Origin of the sequence: Bradyrhizobium sp. 1 (assembly GCF_023073315.1) — a bacterium.
Taxonomy (GTDB): Bacteria; Pseudomonadota; Alphaproteobacteria; order Rhizobiales; family Xanthobacteraceae; genus Bradyrhizobium.
In genome coordinates this window covers 453,548-475,072 of the sequence record NZ_JADPJH010000034.1, presented here as the reverse complement: position 1 = coordinate 475,072, position 21,525 = coordinate 453,548, and the positions used below count along the sequence as shown (strand labels likewise).

Sequence of the window (21,525 nt, the reverse complement as noted above, 5' to 3'; positions counted from 1 at the left end):
CTCAGGGATTGCGGTGATCCCATGAGATCCCATCACTATTCGACGCCGGTAAAGAAACCTTCCTCGCGACGGTGGATGGCGGGTTCCTGCCGAATTGAACACCGCTGTCGTCCCGGATCTGCGCTTACGCTTGTCCGGGACGACGATGGAGTATGACGCGGCGGCTTCGCGCTACCGCACTTCCGCCCGGATCATATCCGCCGCCTTCTCCCCGATCATGATGGTCGGCGCATTGGTGTTGCCGCCGATCAGCGTCGGCATGATCGAGGCATCCACGACGCGCAAGCCTTCCACGCCGTGCACCTTCAGCTTGGGATCGACCACGGCCATCGCATCCGTGCCCATCTTGCAGGTGCCGACAGGGTGATAGACCGTGTCGACGCGATTGCGCAGGATGGCGCGAATGTCGTCGTCCGTTTTCACGTCAGCCGTGAACATGTTCTTCTTCTGCAACGCGCGCATCGCGGGCGTCTCCATCAGCCGTCGCGTGGTCTTGAAGCCCGCGACCATCGTCTCGAGATCCTCCGCCTCGCCCAAAAAGTTCGGATCGATCATGGGAGCGGCGAGCGGATCGGCGCTTTTCAGCCATACGCTGCCGCGGCTCTTCGGTCGCAACAGGCAGACATGGCATGAAAAGCCCGCCTGCTTGTGCTTTTTGCGGCCATGGTCGTCGAGCATCGCGATGACGAAGTGCAGCTGGATGTCGGGCACGTCGAGGTCGGGGCTAGTCTTCAGGAAGCCGCCACACTCCGCGAAATTGGTGGTCATCAGGCCGCGCCGCTCGCGGCGGTAGCGTTGGATGGCGCGGAGCAGGGACGGCAATCGGCCAAGCGACGCGTGAACGAGGTGCGGATAGTCGGAGGCGTAGACGAACACGAAATCCGGATGGTCCTGCAGATTGCGCCCGACGCCCGGCAGATGATGCACGACATCAATGCCGTGCGCACGAAGCGCATCGCCATCGCCGATACCCGACAGCATCAATTGCTGCGGCGACTGGAACGCGCCGGCAGCCAAAATCACCTCGCGGCGGGCGCGCAGCCTCCTTGTCTGCTTGCCCTGCACATATTCGATGCCGACCGCGCGCCCGCCTTCGAACAGGATTTTCGTGGCATGCGCCCCGGTCTCGACGCGCAGGTTCGTTCGCTTGTCCATGTGGGGCTGCAGATAGGCGCGCGCCGCGCTCCAGCGCTCGCCCTTGTGCTGCGTCACCTGGTAGCTGCCGAGCCCTTCGTGGTCCTCTTCATTGAAGTCCTCGCGGATGCGGAACTGCGCCTCGCGCGCGGCCTGATGGAAGATGTCATGGATCGGATTGTCCGAGCGCAGTCCGTTGACATGCAGCGGGCCGTTCTTGCCATGATATTCGCCGTCGAAATCACTGTTGTTCTCCGAGCGCTTGAAATAGGGCAGCACGTCCGCGTAGGACCAGCCGGCATTGCCGAGCGAGGCCCAGTGATCGTAGTCGGCGCGATGGCCGCGAATGTAGACCATGGCGTTGATCGCCGAGGAGCCGCCGAGGCCCTTGCCGCGCGGTTGATAGCCGATTCGGCCGTTCAATCCGTTCTGCGGCACGGTATCGAAGGCCCAGTTCGCCGCGCTGTACGGCAGAGCGAGCCCGAACGGCGTGGTGATCCGCCAATTGTCGTTGCGTCCGCCCGCGTCGAGCAGCGCCACGGACGTCGCCGTATCCTCCGACAGCCGCCCTGCCACCGCGCAGCCGCCGGAGCCTGCGCCCACGACGACGAAATCGAATGTGTCAGTCACGAATGTTTCCCCCATTTCTCTTCTCGTCATTGCGAGCGAAGCGAAGCAATCCAGACTGTCGCTGCGGAAAGATTCTGGATTGCTTCCGCCTTCGCCGAGGCTTCGGCGGACAAGTCGCTGGGCTCGCAATGACGGTGTTTGTAACCGCTAAGACATGAACCGCATCATCTTCTCCAGCCGCGCGATCTTGCCGCCATAGGGCGGATAGAGATCGGCAAGGCGGTTGAATTTTGAGCGGTAGAACACCGGCTTCAGCTTGCTGAACGTGCGAAAACCCCATTCGCCGTGATAGGCGCCGGTGCCGGATGCGCCGACGCCGCCCATCGGCTGGTTGACTTGCGCGAAGTGGAACAGGCAGTCATTGATGGTGACGCCGCCGGAGATGGTGCGCGACAGCACCTCGTCGCGGACGCTGCGGTCCTTGCCGAACCAGTAGAGCGCCAGCGGCCGGTCACGCCGGTTGACGAACGCGATCGCATCAGCCGGATCGCGATAGCCGAGCACGGGCAGCACTGGCCCAAAGATTTCCTCCTGCATCACGGCCATCGCCTCGGTCGCACCGAGGATCAGCGTCGGCGGGAATTTGCGATGCGCCTTCCAGTTGGGATCATCCGCCTTCGCGGGTTGCAGGATTTTTGCGCCGTGGCTCGCGGCATCGGCGACGAGACCTTCGAGCCGCGCGTAATGGCGGTCGGAGATCACGGAGGTGTAGTCCTTATTTGAAGGATCGGTGCCGAACATGCGCCGCATCTGCGCGCGCACCTTTTCGGCGAAGGCCTGCACGGAGTTTTCCGGCACCAGCACGTAATCCGGCGCGATGCAGGTTTGGCCTGCATTGAGCAGCTTTCCGTAGGCGATGCGCTCGGCCGCTTCTTCGAGATCGGCTGACGAATCGATGATTGCAGGCGACTTGCCGCCGAGCTCGAGCGTGACAGGCGTCAGATTGCGCCCCGCAGCCTCCGCGACCAACCGGCCGACCGTGGTCGAACCGGTGAAGACGAGATGGTCGAACGGCAGGTTCGCAAACGCTTTTGCGACGTCGTCCTCAACGCCGGTGATCAGCAGCTCGGTGGCATCGAACCGCGCGGCCACCGTCTCCTTCAGCAGCGCGGAGAAATGCGGCGAGAGCTCGCTCGGCTTGATGATGACGAGGTTGCCGGCGGCCATTGCGCCGATCGCCGGCGCCAGTGTGAGCTGGAGCGGATAGTTCCAGGGCGCGATGATGCCGACGACGCCGAGCGGCTGCGGCATCAGCCGGTTGCGCGCGGGCAGGAATTGCAGCGCGGTCGCCACGCGCTGCGGCACCATCCAGCTCTTCAAATGTTTTGTCGCATGCCGGATTTCGCCATAGACCATCATGGTCTCGGCGATATTGGTCTCGACCGCCGAGCGATGGCCGAAATCGGCCGAGATCGCCTGCCGGAAGCGCTCTTCGTTGTCGGCCACCACCGCGCGCAGGCGCGCCAGCCGGTCGAGCCGCCCTGAGAGATCAGGCGCCGCCTCGGTCCGCGATCGCGCCACCATGGCATGGAAGGTGTTTTCGAGGGCGTGACGCGGCGCGCTCGCCGGGAATCGGTCCAGGGTCTGGTCCATGCCGTTCCTCCCCAAAACTGGCGTTTGCCCCCAATTTTTGTTGCCGCAAGCTGGCCCTTTGTGGAACTTCTGGCAAGAGTGCGTCAAACCGGCCGGAAATCCGCCGCCACGCTGTCATAAAGTCGAAAAAAACGTCCCCACGGCCCTTTCCAAAGGCACCTCGGGTTGGTACATACGCCCCGCGCACCCGACGGGCTTTGCCCGGGGTTGCCTTCCAAGGAAGCCTTTGGGACGGACGAAGCAAGCCACGCGTACCGCGTCGGCCCCCCGTCCCCGGCATTTTGACGAAGGCGTGCAATTGTTAACGCGGGGTGGAGCAGCCCGGTAGCTCGTCAGGCTCATAACCTGAAGGTCATAGGTTCAAATCCTATCCCCGCAACCAAGTAGGCCTCTGATTTAAAGAGGTTTTAGAAAGCCGTCCTCCGGGGCGGCTTTCTTGCTTTTGGGGCTCCGCGAGACCGTTCTATCAGGCGCCATCCCGACATTTACGGACGGAGGACATCCCTAACGAAGCTTTGGTGCGATGATTTGTAACGTGTATTCTCATCCCGCCGGCGGGAGATTGGCATGCATACGGAGATCGAAAAGCACCGTGAGGCACTGACGGCGCTGTGTCAGCGTTACGGCGTGGTGCGGCTCGAAGTGTTCGGTTCGGCCGCGCGCAGCGCCGATTTTGATCCTGCAAGAAGCGATGCCGATTTCCTCGTCGCGTTCGGCAAGGACAGCGGCCTGTCAGCGTTCGACCAGTTTCTCGGCTTCTCCGAAGCGCTGCAACGGCTGCTCGGACGGCCGGTCGATCTCGTGGAAGCTTCGGCCGTCAAGAACCCCTACGTGCGCGCAACGATCGAACGGTCGAAAGAGCTGATCTATGCAGCGTGATCCGCGCGCCTGTCTCTGGGACGTGCAGCAGGCTGCCGCGGCGATCAGCGAGTTCACGGCTGGCATCGATGCCGCAGGCTATCGGGGCGAGCCCGTTGATCCGTTCGGCAGTGGAGCGGCAGTTCGAGATCATCGGCGAGGCGCTGAACCGGTTGTCGAAGGAGGCGCCGGAGCTTGCCGACCGTGTGCCGACGTCCGGAAGATCATCGGTTTTCGCAATTTGCTGATCCACGGCTATGCGATGATTGACGACGGACGGGTGTGGGAGATCGTCACAACCATGCTGCCGTCCTTGCGCGCGACCGCAACGGCGCTGCTCGCTGAGCTGGGGCCGCCGGACAAATGAACACACCGTGCAGGCTCAATGGATTGAAAATGGCCCGCATCACGCGGGCCATTTTTGTTTGACCACATGCTCCGTGTGGAAACATCATCCGATACCTTGCGCACCTGTAAATCTGCTGACCTAAGCGACTGCTCTCACTCCGGAAAACTCAAAATCATCTTCAGCAGCCTCGGAAACCGCGCATTGATGTCCTCTTCCCGCAGCACGTTGCGGTGCTGCACGCCTTGCTTCGACGTCCGGATCAGGCCGGCCTCGCGCAGGATGCGAAAATGGTTCGACAGCGTCGACTTCGCCATGTCGGGGCAAGGCGCCGCCTCGGTGCACGACATGCAATCGTTCTGTGCGGCCAGGCTCTTGACGATACGCAGCCGCATGGGATCCGCGAGCGCTGCGAGCACCCCGGCCAGCGTAATCTCGTCCCTCTGCGGGTGAACGAACTGCACCATGCCCAAAATGTAGTCCGTCTCTTGAACTTTTTCAATAGTTCATTAGTATTGAACTATTGAATATCGGCACCCGCCGGACAATGGAGACATGCGATGATCAAAAGACTCGAAGGAAAAGTTGCGCTCGTGACAGGCGCTTCCAAAGGCATCGGTGCCGGGATTGCCATCCGGCTCGCGGCGGAGGGGGCGGCGGTCGCTGTCAACTACAGCAGCAGCAAGGAGGGCGCCGACCGCGTCGTCGCCGCCATCGTCGCCAAGGGTGGCAAAGCCGTCGCCGTTCACGGCAATCTGGCGGACGCCAACAACGTGAAGAGCGTGGTCGCGGACACCGTGAAGGCGTTCGGTGCGATCGACATCCTGGTCAACAACGCGGGCGTTTACGAATTCGCGCCGCTCGAGGCCATCACGCCCGAGCATTTCCACAGGCAATTCGACCTCAATGTGCTGGGCCTGCTGCTGGTCTCGGGTGAAGCGTCGAAGCACTTCAATGCCAACGGCGGAAGCATCATCAATATCTCCTCCGGCGTCTCGACCCTCGCGCCGGCGAACACCGCCGTCTACACCGCGACAAAAGCCTCGGTGGATGCGATCTCCTCAGTGCTGTCGAAGGAGCTGGCGCCGCGCAAGATCCGCGTCAATACCGTCAATCCCGGCATGGTCGCAACCGAAGGCGTCTTGTCCGCCGGCCTGCACGAGGGTGACATGCGCAACTGGATCGAATCCACCACCCCGCTTGGCCGCATCGGCAAGGTCGAGGAGATCGCCGCCGCGGTGGCCTTCTTCGCTTCGGATGATGCGTCCTACGTCACGGGTGAGACGCTGCACGTCACGGGTGGTCTGCGCTGACGGGGCGGGGGCTTCTGGGGACGACGGTCGTGAAGTTCGTCGTCCCGACGCGGCCCGTGAGACGGGGGCTGCGGCGATTGCGATCTCCGCTCACCCCGCAGTTGAGGACACGTCACCGTCCCGGCTATACCAGCGCCATCGTCGACGCCGTCGCGCCATCCATGAAGTGAGCTATCCGATGACCGAGATCGAGCTTGTCAACGTGTTCACCCACATGGGCGCCGGTGGCAACCCGTGTCCGATCGTCGTGGATGCGTCGAGCCTTTCCGCCACTGGAATGCAGTCGGTGGCGCAGCATTTCGGGCATGAGTCGGGCTTCGTCCTGCCGGCTTCCAGCCGCGACTCCGACTACGCTTTCCGGTTCTGGGTGCCGCAACACGAGATGGAGATGTGCGGTCACGCGACGATCGGCGCGCTCTGGCTGCTCGCGACGAAGGGCCTGTTGTCCGGTGAGCAGGTTCGCATCGAGACGCGCAGTGGCGCGGTGACGGGCTATGTCGATCGTGGCAGCTCGGGTGAGCCCTCCGTCGAGATCAGCCAGCCGGTCGGCAAGGTCGTCGATCTCAAGCGGGCCGAAGAAGAAGATGTCCTGTCGGTGCTCAAGCTGTCGCGCCGCGATCTGCTTGATTTGCCGATACAGAACGCCGTTACCTCGCGGGTGAAGACGTTGATCCCGATGAAGGGCGACCGCGCGCTCAATCAACTCGTGCCGGAGCCCGTGCAGATCGAGGCGTGTTGCGGGCGGATCGGGTCCACCGGCCTCTACCCCTATGCCGTCGACCATCAGGGTGAGCAGCGTTTCGAGGCGCGGCAGTTTCCGAAATCGTCAGGCTACCCGGAGGACGCTGCCACCGGCATCGCCGCTGCGGCGCTCGCGTTCGGATTGCTCAGGAACGGCCTTGTCGCGCGCAACAGCGAGCGGATCACCATCATGCAGGGGCGGGCCATGGGTGCCTTGTCCGAGATCCGGGTGCGCCTTGGCTTCGCCGATGGCAGGTCTGTCGGCTGCCTGCTTGGAGGCTCGGTGGCGCTCGCGCAATCGCATGTCTTGCAGCTCTAGGGGACCGAGGCTTACGCGCGGTTCATAACGTAACCCGCCGCCGCCCTCCGTCCTCAGAACTCTTTGATCGGCTTCCCGTCCGCCCCGACAAGGCTCGACGGCGCCTCACCGAACACCAGCCCCTCCGGCTGAAACTTGATCGTCTTCCCGCCCTCGACAAACTCGGCAAAATTCCGTGGCGTGGCAGAGTGCACGCCGTTCTTCAGGAAGTCGTCGATCTCGTAGCAGGTGTCGGGCTTGCCGCCGGAGCCTTCGCTCAGGAATTTCTGGAAATTCTGGCTCGTGATCTTCGCCTTCTTGCGCGCCGACCAGTTGGTGTTGCGGCGATACAGCTTCGGAAGGATCACCGGGCCCTTGTCGGCCGCGAGCACCGCGATCTCGTTTGTCTTGGGTTCGCGCAGATCGAAGTCGAAGGCACCAATGGTCCTGGCGAGATGCTTCCAGACCGGCAGCTTCTTGGTGCGCGCGGTCTTGGCGAGCGCGAGGAAGGCCTTGATCTCGTCGTCGTTCATCGAGGAGTAGAACGTCGGATAGGCGAAGCCCTGCTCGACCAGCCAGTGGTTGACGTCGACCTTTTGGCCGCCGACCGTCACCTCGATGTCGCCGACCAGCCGCCCATAGGTGTCGAACACCTCGTTCGGGCATCGACATGCGTGAACACCCGGCAGGCGAGCGTGGCTGCGCCCGCGCCAGAGAGAAAATCATGCAGCGCCTTGCTCGACGTCGCGCCGAGGAATTGCCGGTAGGGATGGGTGACCTCGTGATAGGCCTGTTTCTTGGCGTCCGTCAGCCCCTTCTTCTCGGCGGGCGAGAGCGGCGAGGGCATGTAGTGCAGCTCGGGCGCGTCGATGCCCTGGAGGCGAATGGTGAGCTTGCCGTTCTTGATCGGCGCCGTCGCGGTCCGGCCCTTGACCTTGGCGTTGTCGAAAACATGGGTCGGCTGGAACGGAGACGAGTCGTTCTTGCGGAAGCGGATCGCGTCGGGCGCGACATTCACCACCACCTTGGTGGTGTCAGCGTCCGACCGTCCCTCCGGCCAGAACTGCTTGACGTCAATGCTGCCTTCGACCTCCAGCAGTCCAACGGGCATCGGCCGCTCCTGTCAAAGCGCGTGACGATCGCCTCGTCAGGTGACTCGCGCACGCAATCGACAGCAACGGACCATCTTCGTGCGACACGCCCATGACGACAGATGGGACAGCCGCGACACGTTGCGGCTGTGGCGACAGCTCGGACGGCCCTGAAAGCAAACGCCTCCCGCATGCCCGGGGCGTGCGAGAGGCGAAGGCAGTCTTTTCCCGACCGACCCAATGGCGGCCGAAGATCAGTCCCGGTGCGGACAGACCATCGTCAGATAGAGTAGCGTCGGCTTGTCCGCGCCCTTCTTGTACTCCCACTCCAGCCGGATCTCGTGCCGGTGGGCGTAGGCATCGCTCGGCGCGTGGACGATGATGTTGGTCTTCATCGGGATCGGCGGCTCGGAATTGAAGCATTTCCGGACGCTGGCATCGAGCAGGTCGCATCGCGTCAGCGGGATCACGCCCGGCTCGTCCTTGGACAGGGCGACCGTGTTCGGCTGGGTGCTGAGATCGAGGCGGGCTCGGCCCTTTTCCTTGTGCCAGTACTTGGCGCTGCCCTGCGGCCAGCTCGATGCCGGATTCAGGATCAGGTGGTACTGGCCGTACTCCAGGGTCGGCAGATCGATATCCTCCGACGCCTTGAGCTTGGCCACGCTCTTTTTCATGTTCGCCAGAGGGTAGTAATTGCTGTTCATCAGGTCTTTGAACGCCTTGCCGCTATATGTCCTTCCGCCCATCGCCCTTGTCCTTCGATATGATCTAATCAATCGGGGTAATTTGCAGCCCGGCAAAGCTCGTTGGCCGAAAGCCTCGGCGCCCCCCAGAACGCGCGGCCCCATTCTCGCGCGCGCAAACGCTATCACTCAAAAATGTGCTTCGTCCAGAGAGCCGCCCGCTGGAGATGCAGCCATGCGGGTTTGCAAGTTTGATTGCCACGAATCCTGCGATGGGTAATCTTGTGTCAGGCTCTTCGTGAGCGCCGGTTGGCAACAGACGGCGCCGTGACTTTCTGTAAGGCACTGAAATGCATTGTGTCGCGTGCCAGTCTACGATCGACCCAAGCGATAGCTGGTGCTCCAAATGCGGGGTGGCCGTGCGGCGTTCCGAGCCGGACAGCGAACGCCGGTTCGTGACGATCCTCCGCGCCGACGTCATTGATTCGACCGGGCTGGTTGCCGAGCTCGATCCGGAGGAGGCGGTCTCGCGGCTGGAGCCGGCCCTGGCCGCGATGAGGGGGGCGGTGCGTCAGTTCGGGGGCATCGTCAGCAAGGAATTGGGCGACGGGCTCGCAGCGGTGTTCGGCGCCCCGATCGCGGACGACAATCACGCGCCCCTGGCGTGCCACGCGGCGATCGAGCTGGTCCGGCGCGTCGCTGGCCTGGGTGACCCCGGACTTCAGGTTCGGGTCGGTCTCCACTCCGGCCATGTCGTTGCCTACATGGTCGCCAGCGAGTTTTCCAAGGTTTACGAGATCGGCGGTGCGGCCCAGCACTTGGCCGCCCGACTGGAGTCGGCGGCCGAGGCGAATCAGATCTACGTGTCGCAGGCCTGCCAGGAGCTTGCCGAGGGTCACGTCCGGTTCGAGTTTCTCGGCGGCAAGCTGCTACGGGGCTTCAACCAGTCTGTGCCGGTCTACCGGATCGTGGGTGCGAGTGACCTGTCGAGCTGGCGGGTGCGACGGGCGCGCAGTGTCTCCAGGTTCGTCGATCGCACGACCGAGCGGGCGCTGCTGGCGCGTGCCGTCGAGAGCGCCAGATCGAACCGGCAGACGGTCCTGCTGCTCGGCGACGCCGGCATCGGAAAATCGCGGCTCGCGCACGAGTTTGTCCAGGAGCTCAGGGGGCATGGCTGGCGTCTGATCGATGCCGAGTGCAGCCCGAATCTCCAGGGCGCCCCGTTCAGCACGCTCAAGCGGGTTTTGCTCTCGGTTCTGGAGATGGCTGCAAGGGACCCCGATGGCCCTGGAGATATCAGGAAGGACCTCGGGGAGATCCAGCGCTGCGCCCTCGACGCGGTGCTCGATCTGCCGATATCGAATGCGCAATGGCACCAGCTCGAGCCCCATGCCCGGGGACGGGCGATCGCCGATGCAAGCTGCGCCATCGTCGATGGCATCGCCCGCCGTCAACGGACGGTGCTTCTGCTGGAGGATCTGCACTGGATCGACCGGGCCAGCGATACGGTCATGGCCGCGATTGCTTCGCTGCAGGCGCCCGATCTTCTCGTGCTCCTCACCTCCAGGCCCAACGGCATGCCGGTCTGGATCGCGCGTTGCCGTGCCGAGGTCGTCGCGATGCGGCCCCTCGACGACGATTCGGGGTTGGCCATGCTGGCCGACATGCTCGGTCCTTCCGCGGCGAACGACGATCTGAAGAACCGGATCATTTCGCACACGGCCAATGTCCCTCTCTTCATCGAGGAGGTCTGCCGGGGCTTGAGGGACAGCGGAACGCTCCGCGGCCAGTGGGGCGATCTCGCGCTCGTGCGCCCGATCGACGAACTCGGCATTCCCTCCAGCATCCAGGGCGTGATTGCGGCGCGCCTCGACCGGGTGTCGCGTCAGGAACGTTCCGTGTTGCAGATCGCGGCAGCGCTTGGGCCGAGATCGAGCGTCGCCATGCTGCGCAAGCTGGCCGAGCTGCCCGAGGATGCCCTTCAGGATTGCGTCGCGGCGCTCGATCGCGCCGAGCTGTTGGTGAGGATCGACAGCGAGCTGGACGACGCGCTCGAATTTCGGCACGAGATGGTCCGCCAGGTGACCTACGACTCGATGGTCGACAAGGTCCGCGAAGATATTCACGCGCGCGTGCTTGCGACGTTCGAGAGCGACGGATCGTGTGCGGATGAGCCCGACACTTTGTGCTATCACGCGGTACGCGCCAGGGACTGGTACAAGGCCTTCGGTCACGGCAAGAGCGCAGGACGAAAATGCCTGAGCCGGTCGGCCTTTTCAGACGCAGCCAATTATTTCGAAATCGCGATGGGCGCGCTCGACAAGACCCCGATGACGCCTTTGCGGGAGGCCAATGCGATCGACCTGCGGATGGAAGCACGCGCGGCATTCATCGCCTCCGGTCAGGTGGCGGAGTGGCTCGACCTTGGAAAAGAGGCCGAGCGGAGGGCCGGCGCGATCGACGACATCGGGCGCAGGGTCGCCGCCATGACGGTCAGAGCCGGGGCACAGAATTTCTACGGAGCACCGGTCGAGGCGGTCGTGGTGTCTGAAGAGGTGGTCCGCCTCGCGGAGGAGTGGGGCAATCAGGGGTGGCTCAATCTCGCAAGATACGGTCTCGGACAGGCCTATTTCCTCGCCGGCCGCTACCGCGCAGCTGTGCAGACATTGGCGCTGGCTCATGCCCAGCTGGCGGGGCCGGACGCCAGCGCTCCGATCGGGACGACTCCAAGATATTTGCTGCTGCTCTGCTGCATGATGAAGGGCTTCACCCATACCGTGATGGGCGAACACGATCTGGCCGAGCAGCTCCAGCAACAGGCGTCCGCGATCGCGGCAGAGACCAATCGCCCCTATGATCGGGCCGGAGCGGCCTATAGCGGCGGCTGGCTGATGCTCGGCCGGAACGAACCAGCCGCGGCCGCCGCCATTCTTGAAGACGGTTTCGTCCTCGCGCAGAAGCACGGCATCCGCCTGTTCGTGCCGGTGCTCGCCTGTCACCTCGGTATCGCCTATCTCGACCAGGGGCTGTTCGACCGGGCGCGCGGCATGCTGACCGAGGCGCGCGAGGAGGCGAAGGCGGTCGGCTATACCTCGGCGGTGCTGCGCAGCTCGATCTATCTCGCGCTTGCCACCTGGCGTCTCGGCGACGTCAATGCCGCGCAGAACATGCTGCGCGAGGCACGCAACACCGCCCGCCAGCAGGGGTTTGCCGGTCTCGAGGCCGAGGCCCTGTTTGGCGAGGCCGTGGTGACGCCGGCCTCCAGCGAGGACAACAAGGCGGCCATTCTCGCAGCGCTACGTGCCGCCATCGCGATCGCTACCGAAAGCGGCGCGCTGCCGCTCCAGCACAAGGCCGAGGCGATGCTCAACGAGGTGCTCGCGCGCGGCGGCGAGCTCACCTGACGTCGGTCCTTCGCTGGCGTGCCATCGGGCCGTGGGGCCGATTTTTTGCCCGACAAGTGATTTTATTTGCTCAAGCAAAGCAATGACTTACGAGGCCGCCTCTACTGTGCATGGGGTTGTTTTGGACCTTTTTGATGGGGCACTGCCGCGTGCCGGTCGTCGAAACAGCCTTTGTACGGAGGCTGAGGTCGGCTACCGTTGGCGCTAGCCTGCAGGTCAGGTGACTTTTGATTTATATTTTTTAGCATCCCATTTTGCCGGCGCCGCCATGGCGCGACGGCCATCGGACGAGGCGGGGCCATGATCACACGGGACCAGTCAGCTTTGTTGGCGCCGGTCGAGCGCGATCTGCGGCTCGATCTGCTCCGCGGCATCGGCTTGTGGATGATCTTCCTCGACCACATCCCGCACGACGTCGTGGCTTGGCTCACCTTGCGCAATTACGGCTTCAGCGACGCCGCCGAGTTCTTCGTCTACATCTCCGGCTATCTGGTCGGCTGGATCTACGGGCCGATCGTCGCCGGCGGCTGGTTTGTCGCCGCGCTGAAGCGGCTGTGGCGGCGGGCGGCGGAGATGTATGTCGCCCACATCATGCTGTTCCTGCTGTTCACGGCGCAGATCGCCCGCACGATCAGGAGATTCGACAACCCGATGTATGCGGACGAGTTCAACGTTCACAGTTTTCTCGACCATCCGGACATCCTGATAGGTCAGGCGCTCTCGCTGCGCTATAAGCCGGTCAATCTCGACGTGCTGCCGCTCTACATCACGTTGGTGCTCGCCGCGCCCTTCATCGTATGGGGTTTGGTGCGCCGGCCGAACCTGACGCTCACCGCCTCCGTGGTGCTCTATGTGCTGTCGCGCTGGTTCGACTGGAACGTCGCCTCCTATCCGCCCGGCACGACCTGGTACTTCAATCCGTTCTGCTGGCAGCTCATGTTCGTCTTCGCCGCGTGGTGCGGCGTCGGTCAGATCGAGAAGATCGCCAAATGGGTCTGGTCGAGGACGGTCATGGGCCTGGCCGCTGCGTGGATCGCTTTCGCCTTCCTGATCATAATGACCTGGCACCTCCCCGCGCTGGAGGCCCTGATCCCGAAATGGATGATCAAGGCGATCTACCCGATCGACAAGACCGATCTCGACATGCTGCGCTTCACGCATTTTCTGGCGCTGGCGATCTGGGTGACCTATTGCGTTCCGCGTCACTGGAAGGCGCTGCATATGAAATGGCTGCGTCCGGTCATCCTGTGCGGCCAGCACTCGCTGCCGATCTTCTGTCTCAGCGTATTCCTGTCGTTCTCGGCGCATTGGATCCTGATGCAATACACCAGGGGCGTCTGGGAGCAACTCGCTGTCTCGTTCGCCGGTTTCGTCATCATGACCGGGGCGGCGTGGCTGCTCGACCGCGCCGAGCGGGTGCCCAGCCTCTTCGTCAAGGTGACGGACGTCGACGACGAGCCGGCGCCCGCCGCCGACGGGGCGCAGGTAACGGTTATCGGCGTGGCTCCGGCTCGCCGCTGAGGGCACGTCGCGTCGCGCGGATGATTTTCGGGAGAGATCCATGTCGAGACTTCTGTTGACGATTGCCTGCGCCCTCCTGCTCTTCGTCTATGACGCGTCGGCGCAAGCGCCGTCGCCCGAGGCGATGGATGCTGCGCGAAAACTCGTCGCCACGCTGAAGATTGCCGATCAATATCGCGCGGCTCTTCCGCAACTGATGCTCAAGCTGAGACCCGTGGTCGCGCAGGACCGACCCGAGATCGAGCACGATTACGATGCGATGACGGCGCCTGGCTCCGACATCTACGCGCCATACTTGGCGTCAATGACCGAGCAGATCGCAGCCCTCTATGCCCAGAGCTTCACCGTCGACGAGCTGCGCCAGATCCAGGCATTCTACGCCGGGCCTGCCGGAAAGAAGTATCAAGAGAAGTCGGATACGCTGGCGCAGGCGAGCGCGCAGATCGGCCAGGACGTCAGCCAGAAGGCCGCGGATGAACTGAAGCAGCGCTTGACCGAGGCGCTGCGGCAGAAGCGGCAAAAGCCGTAGACAAGCTCGAGCGCGCAGGTATTGCCGCGCGCAGGCTTACTTCACCAGCGGACAGCCACCATCCTTCAGCGGCCGAAACGCCTGGTCGGCCGGCACTTCGGCGAGCAGCTTGTAATAATCCCACGGGCCCTTCGACTCCTCGGGCTTCTTCACCTGGAACAGGAACATGCTGTGCACCATGCGGCCGTCCTCGCGCAGGATGCCGTTGTCGGTGAAGGCATCCTTCACCGGCATCTCGCGCATCTTCGCCATCACCGTCTTGGTGTCCTTGGTGCCGGCGGCCTGCACGGCCTTGAGGTAGTGCAGCGTCGCGCTGTAGGTCGCGGCCTGGTTCATTGTCGGCATGCGCTTGATGCGCTCCTGGAAACGCTTGCCGAAGGCGCGGGTCTTGTCGTTGAGATCCCAATAATAGGCCTCCGTGATGATCAGGCCTTGCGCGAGCTTCAGCCCGAGGCTGTGCACGTCGGAGATGAACATCACGATCGCCGCGAGGTTCTGGCCGCCGGCGACGATGCCGAACTCGCCGGCCTGCTTGATCGCATTGATGGTGTCGCCGCCGCCATTGGCAAGGCCGATGATCTTGGCCTTGGAGGCCTGGGCCTGCAGCAGGAAGGAGGAGAAGTCGGCCGTGTTGAGCGGATGCTTGACGCTGCCGAGCACCTTGCCGCCCGCGGCCCTCACGACATCGCCGGTGTCGCGCTCGATCGAATGGCCGAACACATAATCCGCGGTGAGGAAAAACCAGCTGTCGCCGCCGTTCTTGACGATGGCGCTGCCGACGGTGTGGGCGTTGGAATAGGTGTCGTAGGTCCAGTGCGCGGTGTAGGGCGAGCAGGACTTTCCGGTGATGTCGGAGCTCGCCGCGTCCGTCACGATCATGATCTTTTCGTACTGCTTCGACAGCTCCATCACCGCAAGCGCAGTGGCCGAGGTCGGCAGGTCGATGATCATGTCGACGCCCTCGGTCTCCCACCACTTTCGCGCGATGGTGGAGGCGACGTCGGGCTTGTTGAGCACGTCGGCCGCGACCATGTCGATTGGCTTGCCGAACATCTGCCCGCCAAAATCCTCGATCGCCATCTTGGTAGCCTCGACATTCCCTTGGCCGCCGATGTCGGAATAGACCGAGGAGAAATCGGAAAGCACGCCGATCTTGAGTGGTGCCTGCTGGGCGGACGATGGACCGATCAAAGACGCAGATAACAGCCCCGCCGCAAAAGCGGCGCGCGCGATCCGATGCATGGCATTTCCCCCGATATTTATTGTTGGTGCACCAACCCAAGCTTGCTCCGGCGAAGGGGCAATTCTTGCGTCATGACGCCGCCGCGCAGGCAATTTGACGCGGCCGGCAGCGCCGACTACGCTTCGCGCAAATTGCAAATTTTGGGGAGTGGAAATGTCGAGCGACACCGCAGCAACCATCGCGAAAGCGCGCGAGCATTCCATCGGCGATCTCCTGCGCCGATCGGCGGGCCGCGAGCCGAACAAGCTGGCGGTGAGCTGCGGCAATGTCAGCTGGACGTTTGCCGAGATGGATGCGATCTGCAACCGGCTCGGCCGCGGTCTGCTCGGTCTTGGCATCGGGAAGGGTGATCGCGTGGCCGTGCTATCGCGCAATTCGCACGCCTTCGCTGCGCTTCGCTTCGCGTTGGCGCGGATCGGCGCGGTGCTGGTGCCGATCAACTTCATGCTCAATCCGGACGAGATCAATTTTATCCTGAAGAGCTCCGGCGCAAGGCTGCTCGCGGCCGGTCCTGACTTTGTCGAACCGGCGAAGGCCGCTAGCGCCAGGGATTGCGCAGTCGAGAAGATGATCTGGCTACCGGGCGAGGATCCCGCCACCGCGTCCACGGGCCTCACCAGCTTCGACGATCTCCTCGATGCGGACGGCTCGTTCCTTGAGGCCTCCGTCGATAACCGCGATCTCGCGCAGATCGTCTACACCAGCGGCACGGAATCGCTGCCCAAGGGCGCGATGCTGACCCATGAGGCCGTGATGTGGCAATATGTCAGCTGCATCATCGACGGCGGCATGAGCGTGGATGACAGGTTTTTGCACGCGCTGCCGCTCTATCATTGCGCCCAGCTCGACGTGTTCCTGGGGCCGCAAATCTATCTCGGCGCCTCCGGTGTGATCACGGGCAAGCCGAGCGCCGACAACATTCTGGCGCTGATCCAGGCGCACAAGATCACCTCCTTCTTCGCGCCGCCGACGGTCTGGATCGCGATGCTGCGCTCGCCGTCTTTCGACAAGACCGACCTGTCGACACTGCAGAAGGGCTATTACGGCGCCTCGATCATGCCGGTGGAGGTCCTGCTCGAACTGCAGCGTCGTATGCCCAATGTAAAGTTCTGGAACTTCTACGGTCAGACCGAGATCGCGCCGCTCGCGACCGTGCTGCGGCCCGAGGATCAGCTGCGCAAGGCCGGCTCGGCCGGCAAGCCCGTGCTCAATGTCGAGACGCGCGTGGTCAACACGGCGATGGAGGACGTCGAGGTCGGCGAAGTCGGCGAGATCGTGCACCGCTCGCCGCATCTGCTCTCCGGCTATTACAACGATCCCGTCAAGACCGCGGCGGCGTTCACCGGCGGCTGGTTTCACTCCGGCGACCTTGCCACCGTCGATGACGAGGGCCACATCACCGTGGTCGACCGCGTCAAGGACATGATCAAGACCGGCGGCGAGAATGTCGCGAGCCGCGAGGTCGAGGAAATGGTCTACCGCATCCCCGCTGTGTCGGAAGTTGCAGTGGTCGGCCTGCCCGATCCTCGCTGGATCGAGGCGGTGACCGCGATCGTCGTGGTCAAGACCGGCGAGACGCTCGACGAGGACGCCGTGGTGAAACATTGCGCCGGCCAGATGGCGCATTTCAAGGTACCCAAGCGCGTGATCTTCGTCGACAGCCTGCCGAAGAACCCGAGCGGAAAACTGCTCAAGCGTGAGCTGCGCCAGCGCTTCATCGGGGCTGATACTCTCGACAAGGCGGTCCAGAAGAATTTTGGGATGTGATGCTCTCTCCCCACTTGCAGGGAGGAGATCGCGCTTCAATACTTCTTCACGTGCGTCCCGAACGCCAGCCACAGCGCCATCGACGCAAGGCCGAAGCTGCCGAGCAGCAGGAAGGTCGGGCCGTAGCCGATCCACTGCGCGATCCAGCCGCCGAGCGCGGGGCTGAGGCTTGCGCCGATGCCTTGCACGGTGATGACGGCGCCCTGGCCGAGATTGATGCGGCCGGTGCCATCGAGCGAGCGGGCGACCATGCCGGGTACGGCGACGGTCTGAAGTCCGGTGCCGATGCCGTCGAGCACCTGCATCGGCACGACGCCCCACCATCCCGTGACGAAGAACGCGAGCACGCCGCGGACGGGTAAGAACATGAAGGATGCCAGGATCACCGGCCAGTAGCTGCGCTTTCCCGCGACCTGCATGGCGACCAGGGACGTCACGACCATCACGCCTTGTGCAATAACGACGGTGGTCGCAACGAAGCTCGGACCATTGGCCTGTCCCTCGGCCACCGCCGCGAGGCCATAGAGCGGGACGATCGCCGCATTGCCGAGATGGAAGATGGCAAGCGCAAGCGCCAGGACCAGGAGCGGCTTGTGCTTGAGGAGCACGGACATCGCATCCGGCGGGTTTTTGCTCTCGTCCTCCTTGCTGCCGCGGGCCTGGCGATCGTCGATGGCGTTGGCCGGGATCATCAGCACGCAGGCGATCGCAATGGCACCGAACACGGCCGCCAGCACGAACACCGAGACATAGCCGTATTTGTAGCCGAGATAGCCCGACAGTGCCGCGCCGACCATGTTGCCGGCGTGGTTGAAGGCCTGATTGCGCCCGTTCAGGGCATTGAAGCCTTTCTGTTTCGCGATGCCGAGGGTGATGCCGGTGACCGCCGGCACGATCGCAGCGCTCGCCAGCGATTGCGCGACCTGCGAGACCGTCACCGCCCAGAAATTCTGCGAGATCAGGATGATCGCGGAGGCCAGCACCACGCAGATGCCTGGGATGACGACCCACAGCCGCTTGTTGCGGCTGGAATCGATGAAGCCGCCGATCGGCGTCGTCACCAGCATGCCCGCGACATTGCCGATCGTCATGGCGGTGCCGATCAATCCGCTTGCCCAGCCGCGCTCCTGAAGGAAGACGCCGATAAACGGTCCGATGCCCGACTGCATGTCGGCCATGAAGAAGTTGACTGCGAACAGAGGCCAGATGCGGGACGGGGAAGGGCGCGATGTCATCGAGACGCTGAAATGTTCCTGTCGATCGAAGAGAATCTCGCGCCACGCGCAGTTTGCCGACCCATTGTGCCGGCGCTTATCACGATCTAACCTGTCCTCATCCCGTTAGTTCCGACCGCATTTGCGATAGCTGGATAACAACCGTGTCTTTGTGGACCTGTGAAACCTGCGGCGCGCAATTCCCGGACCGGGGGCATCCGCCTGCCTCCTGTCCGGTCTGCGAGGACGAACGGCAATATGTAAACTGGAAAGGGCAGGCGTTTCTCAGCCGCGAGACGCTGGCTGAACATCACCGTCTTGTCTGGCGCGATGATCTCGGCCTGACCGGCCTCGCGCTCGAGCCGAGCTTTGCCATCGGCCAGCGCGCGCTGCTGGTGCCGCTCGGCGATGGTTGCATCATGTGGGACTGCATTCCGCTGGCGACGCCGGAGGCGATCGCGTATGTGCGCTCGCTCGGCGGGCTGAAGGCGATCGCGATCTCGCATCCGCATTACTATGGCGCGCTCGCCGATTGGAGCGAGGCGTTCGGCGGCGTGCCGGTCTATCTGCATGAAGATGATCGCCAATGGGTGACGCGGCAGCACACCTCGATCGTGCATTGGGCGGGCGATCACCACCGCATCTCGGACGATGTCACCTTGTTGCGCACTGGCGGTCATTTCGCGGGCGCCACCATGCTGCATCATGCGGGCGGCGCGGACGGCAAGGGTGCGCTGCTCACCAGCGACATCGCGCAGGTGACGATGGATCGCCGCTTCGTCAGCTTCATGTACTCCTATCCGAACTACATGCCGCTCAATGCCGCTACGGTGCGGCGGATCGCAGCTGCGGTCGAGCCGCTCGCGTTCGATCGCATCTACGGCGCCTGGTGGGGCCGCAACATCGCCTCAGGCGCCAAGGCCGCGTTCGCGGCGTCGGTGAGGCGATACATCGCGGCGATCGCCTGACGCGCGGTGGCCGGAATTCCCGTTGCCTTAATCTAATAAATGTACTATAAGTACAGTTATTAGGCGCGACGCAACGATGCGTTTGCTGGTCCGGCACGATCAATGCATCGTCGTTTCGGCGGGCGCGCTCTGCGGCCGCGTGAGCGGAAATTGGGTCCATGACAGCGCAGCGCGACTACGAGATCTTTGAGGCTGGCGACGTCACGCTTCAATCCGGTGCCGTCTTCCCCGCGCTGAAGCTCGCTTACCAGACCTATGGCACGTTGAGCTCCGCCAAGGACAACGTCATCCTCTACCCGACCTCGTTCAGCGCGCAGCATTTCGACACGGAGTGGCTGATCGGGCCCGACGGCGTGCTCGACCCGGCGCGCTACTTCATCATCATCCCGAACCTGTTCGGCAACGGCCTGTCGTCCTCGCCGTCGAACACGGCCGTGCCGTTCCCGCAACTCACCTATCACGACGCCATCGCGGTCCAGCACCGGCTGCTCACCGAGCGTTTCGGCATCACAAAACTCGCGCTGGTCTATGGCTGGTCGATGGGTGGCGTGCAGGCCTATCACTGGGCGGCGTTGCATCCTGATATGGTCGAACGGGCCGCGGTCGTTTGCGGCAGTGCGCGCTGCGCGCCGTATAATCATGTTTTCCTCGAAAGCGTGAAGGCCGCGCTCACAGGCGATCCCGCCTTCCGCGACGGCCGTTTCGTCGAGAGACCGGTTGCGGGCTATCGCGCCATGGGGCGCGTCTATGCCGGCTGGGCGATGTCGCATGGCTTTTATCGCGACGAGCTCTGGCGCGAGACGGGCTTTACCTCGCTGGAAGACTATCTCGTCCGCGCCTGGGACGCGGCGTTTGCCCGCCGCGACGCCAACGATCTGCTGGCGCAGGTCGATATCTGGCAGTACGGCGATATCAGCCGTTGCGCGACATTCGGCGGCGATCTCGATCGCGCGCTCGCCGCGATCACGGCGCATATGCTACTGATGCCCGGCGCAACCGATCGCTATTTCGATGTCCGCGACAACGAGGACGAGCTCGGCCAGCTGGTCAACGCGAAATCTGCGGTGCTGCATCCGATCCCGTCGCTGCACGGCCATCGCGCCGGCAACCCCGTCAACAATCCGCGCGATCAGGCCTTCCTCAAGGCCGAGATCGCAGAACTCCTCAACAAATAGGGCAGGCATCCGATCATGACTGACGCAACCGTTTCAGAGCCCGGTCATCGCCTGAAGCCGCTGACACCGGCCATGCTGCGCGAATTGTCGGCCCGTTCCAATGTCCAGGGCGCCGCGCGCAGCCTCTGCCATTACGGCGTGGTCGTGCTGGTCGGCGCACTGATCTGGAAGGTGACCGCGACCTACGGCGTCCTCTGGGCGCTGCCACTGGTGGCCGTGCAGGGCTATTTCGTCGCCTTCCTGTTCATGGCGGTGCATGAGACGGCGCACAAGACCGCGTTCAAGAGCCGCGGTCTCAACCTCACGGTCGGCTATGTCTCAGGCTTCATCATCGGATCGCCTTACGAATATTACTGCCTGTTCCATTGGGATCATCATCGCTATACCCAGGATCCGGAGAAGGACCCGGAGCTGGTCGTCGGCGTCAAGCCCAAATCGGACACGCAGCTCGTGCTCGCCTATAGCGGCCTGCTCCAGGTCGCCGGCCGCCTCAGGTTGATGCTCGGCCATGCCGTCACCGGCAAGGTCGTCATGCCGTGGATTCCCGAAAACAAGCGCGCCATCATCGTGGCCGAGGCGCGCGCCTATGTCGCGCTCTATGCGCTGCTCTTCGCACTCTCGCTGTGGTTCTCCTCGGCGCTGCTGCTCTGGGTCTGGATCGTTCCGCTGTTGATCGGGCAATCCTTCCTGCGGCCCTATCTCTATGCCGAGCACACCGGTTGCGATCGCACCCGCAGCGCTTTCGAGAACACGCGCACCACCACCACCGGCGCGGTCGTCAAATGGTTCACGTGGAACATGCCCTATCATGTCGAGCATCACGCCTATCCCTCGATCCCGTTTCACGCGCTGCCGAAGCTGAACGAGATCGTCGACGGTGAGATCGTCTATCGCGGCCGCGGCTACATCAGGACGACGCGCGAGACCTGGGCCTGGTTTCGCCGGCATCGGCAGATCGGCTAACTCAAAAATCGCCTAGGCCCGACGCAAAACTCCGGCCGCAGTGCGACCGGAGCT

General features: G+C 63.4%; 19 protein-coding genes and 1 tRNA gene. 12 read left to right on the top strand and 8 right to left on the bottom strand.

Going from position 1 to position 21,525, the window contains the following annotated elements:
- Positions 1-171 precede the first annotated feature (171 nt).
- Together IVB29_RS32220 and IVB29_RS32215 are read right to left on the bottom strand one after the other, a co-directional pair.
- Positions 172-1,764, bottom strand: a complete 1,593-nt coding sequence (locus tag IVB29_RS32220) for a choline dehydrogenase (protein WP_247507438.1) — start codon at positions 1,762-1,764, stop codon at positions 172-174.
- Positions 1,765-1,911: 147 nt separating this feature from the next.
- A complete protein-coding gene (locus IVB29_RS32215; RefSeq protein WP_247507437.1) occupies positions 1,912-3,357 on the bottom strand; it encodes a coniferyl aldehyde dehydrogenase in 1,446 nt (481 codons plus the stop codon).
- A gap of 305 nt (positions 3,358-3,662) precedes the next feature.
- Between IVB29_RS32215 and IVB29_RS32210 the strand changes: the two genes are divergently transcribed.
- The 3 genes from IVB29_RS32210 (at position 3,663) to IVB29_RS32200 (ending at position 4,582) form a co-directional block, all read left to right on the top strand.
- Positions 3,663-3,739: transfer RNA gene (locus tag IVB29_RS32210), tRNA-Met, on the top strand.
- A 185-nt stretch (positions 3,740-3,924) separates the two neighbouring features.
- On the top strand, positions 3,925-4,236 hold the full coding sequence (locus IVB29_RS32205) for a nucleotidyltransferase domain-containing protein (protein ID WP_247507436.1): 312 nt from the start codon (positions 3,925-3,927) through the stop codon (positions 4,234-4,236).
- 22 nt (positions 4,237-4,258) lie between these two features.
- Positions 4,259-4,582, top strand: a complete 324-nt coding sequence (locus tag IVB29_RS32200; RefSeq protein WP_247507435.1) for a HepT-like ribonuclease domain-containing protein — start codon at positions 4,259-4,261, stop codon at positions 4,580-4,582.
- Positions 4,583-4,716: 134 nt separating this feature from the next.
- On the opposite strand, the gene IVB29_RS32195 is transcribed toward IVB29_RS32200, so the two are convergent.
- Entirely contained in the window at positions 4,717-5,028 is a 312-nt protein-coding gene (locus IVB29_RS32195) for a helix-turn-helix domain-containing protein (RefSeq protein ID WP_247507434.1), read from the bottom strand.
- A gap of 93 nt (positions 5,029-5,121) precedes the next feature.
- Between IVB29_RS32195 and IVB29_RS32190 the strand changes: the two genes are divergently transcribed.
- Both IVB29_RS32190 and IVB29_RS32185 read left to right on the top strand, forming a co-directional pair.
- Positions 5,122-5,874, top strand: coding sequence for a glucose 1-dehydrogenase (locus tag IVB29_RS32190; protein WP_247507433.1), 753 nt, complete (start codon positions 5,122-5,124; stop codon positions 5,872-5,874).
- Positions 5,875-6,052: 178 nt separating this feature from the next.
- A complete protein-coding gene (locus IVB29_RS32185) occupies positions 6,053-6,934 on the top strand; it encodes a PhzF family phenazine biosynthesis isomerase (protein ID WP_247507432.1) in 882 nt (293 codons plus the stop codon).
- Positions 6,935-6,987: 53 nt separating this feature from the next.
- Here the strand turns inward: IVB29_RS32185 and IVB29_RS32180 are convergent, their stop codons facing one another.
- From IVB29_RS32180 to IVB29_RS32170, 3 genes are all read right to left on the bottom strand, one after another.
- The gene (locus IVB29_RS32180; RefSeq protein WP_247507431.1) at positions 6,988-7,566 is read right to left on the bottom strand and encodes a thermonuclease family protein; all 579 of its coding nucleotides are present in this window, start codon (positions 7,564-7,566) and stop codon (positions 6,988-6,990) included.
- Positions 7,524-8,024, bottom strand: coding sequence for a hypothetical protein (locus tag IVB29_RS32175; protein WP_247507430.1), 501 nt, complete (start codon positions 8,022-8,024; stop codon positions 7,524-7,526). Before IVB29_RS32175 ends, IVB29_RS32180 begins: the two co-directional genes overlap by 43 nt.
- A gap of 234 nt (positions 8,025-8,258) precedes the next feature.
- Complete coding sequence (locus IVB29_RS32170) at positions 8,259-8,750, bottom strand: hypothetical protein (RefSeq protein ID WP_247507429.1); 492 nt, start codon at positions 8,748-8,750, stop codon at positions 8,259-8,261.
- 287 nt (positions 8,751-9,037) lie between these two features.
- On the opposite strand from IVB29_RS32170, the gene IVB29_RS32165 reads away from it, so the two are divergent.
- The 3 genes from IVB29_RS32165 (at position 9,038) to IVB29_RS32155 (ending at position 14,141) form a co-directional block, all read left to right on the top strand.
- Positions 9,038-12,091: an adenylate/guanylate cyclase domain-containing protein gene (locus IVB29_RS32165; protein WP_247507428.1), complete on the top strand. Its 3,054-nt coding sequence runs from the start codon at positions 9,038-9,040 to the stop codon at positions 12,089-12,091.
- A gap of 300 nt (positions 12,092-12,391) precedes the next feature.
- Complete coding sequence (locus IVB29_RS32160) at positions 12,392-13,612, top strand: OpgC domain-containing protein (RefSeq protein WP_247507427.1); 1,221 nt, start codon at positions 12,392-12,394, stop codon at positions 13,610-13,612.
- Between the two features lie 40 nt (positions 13,613-13,652).
- Entirely contained in the window at positions 13,653-14,141 is a 489-nt protein-coding gene (locus tag IVB29_RS32155; RefSeq protein WP_247507426.1) for a DUF2059 domain-containing protein, read from the top strand.
- Positions 14,142-14,177: 36 nt separating this feature from the next.
- Here IVB29_RS32155 and IVB29_RS32150 read toward each other — a convergent pair whose 3' ends face one another.
- Positions 14,178-15,383 (bottom strand): ABC transporter substrate-binding protein, encoded by a 1,206-nt coding sequence (locus tag IVB29_RS32150; RefSeq protein WP_247507425.1) that lies wholly within the window; start codon positions 15,381-15,383, stop codon positions 14,178-14,180.
- A 154-nt stretch (positions 15,384-15,537) separates the two neighbouring features.
- Here IVB29_RS32150 and IVB29_RS32145 point away from each other — a divergent pair, with 154 nt between their 5' ends.
- Positions 15,538-17,151 (top strand): acyl-CoA synthetase, encoded by a 1,614-nt coding sequence (locus IVB29_RS32145; RefSeq protein ID WP_247507424.1) that lies wholly within the window; start codon positions 15,538-15,540, stop codon positions 17,149-17,151.
- 35 nt (positions 17,152-17,186) lie between these two features.
- Here the strand turns inward: IVB29_RS32145 and IVB29_RS32140 are convergent, their stop codons facing one another.
- Positions 17,187-18,386 carry an MFS transporter gene (locus IVB29_RS32140; protein ID WP_247507423.1) on the bottom strand — a complete coding sequence of 400 codons (1,200 nt, stop codon included), beginning with the start codon at positions 18,384-18,386 and terminating at the stop codon, positions 17,187-17,189.
- A gap of 143 nt (positions 18,387-18,529) precedes the next feature.
- Here IVB29_RS32140 and IVB29_RS32135 point away from each other — a divergent pair, with 143 nt between their 5' ends.
- The 3 genes from IVB29_RS32135 (at position 18,530) to IVB29_RS32125 (ending at position 21,471) form a co-directional block, all read left to right on the top strand.
- Positions 18,530-19,333 (top strand): MBL fold metallo-hydrolase, encoded by an 804-nt coding sequence (locus tag IVB29_RS32135; protein WP_247507422.1) that lies wholly within the window; start codon positions 18,530-18,532, stop codon positions 19,331-19,333.
- A 158-nt stretch (positions 19,334-19,491) separates the two neighbouring features.
- On the top strand, positions 19,492-20,508 hold the full coding sequence (locus tag IVB29_RS32130) for an alpha/beta fold hydrolase (RefSeq protein WP_247507421.1): 1,017 nt from the start codon (positions 19,492-19,494) through the stop codon (positions 20,506-20,508).
- Positions 20,509-20,523: 15 nt separating this feature from the next.
- Positions 20,524-21,471 (top strand): fatty acid desaturase, encoded by a 948-nt coding sequence (locus tag IVB29_RS32125; RefSeq protein ID WP_247507420.1) that lies wholly within the window; start codon positions 20,524-20,526, stop codon positions 21,469-21,471.
- Positions 21,472-21,525: the final 54 nt, after the last annotated feature.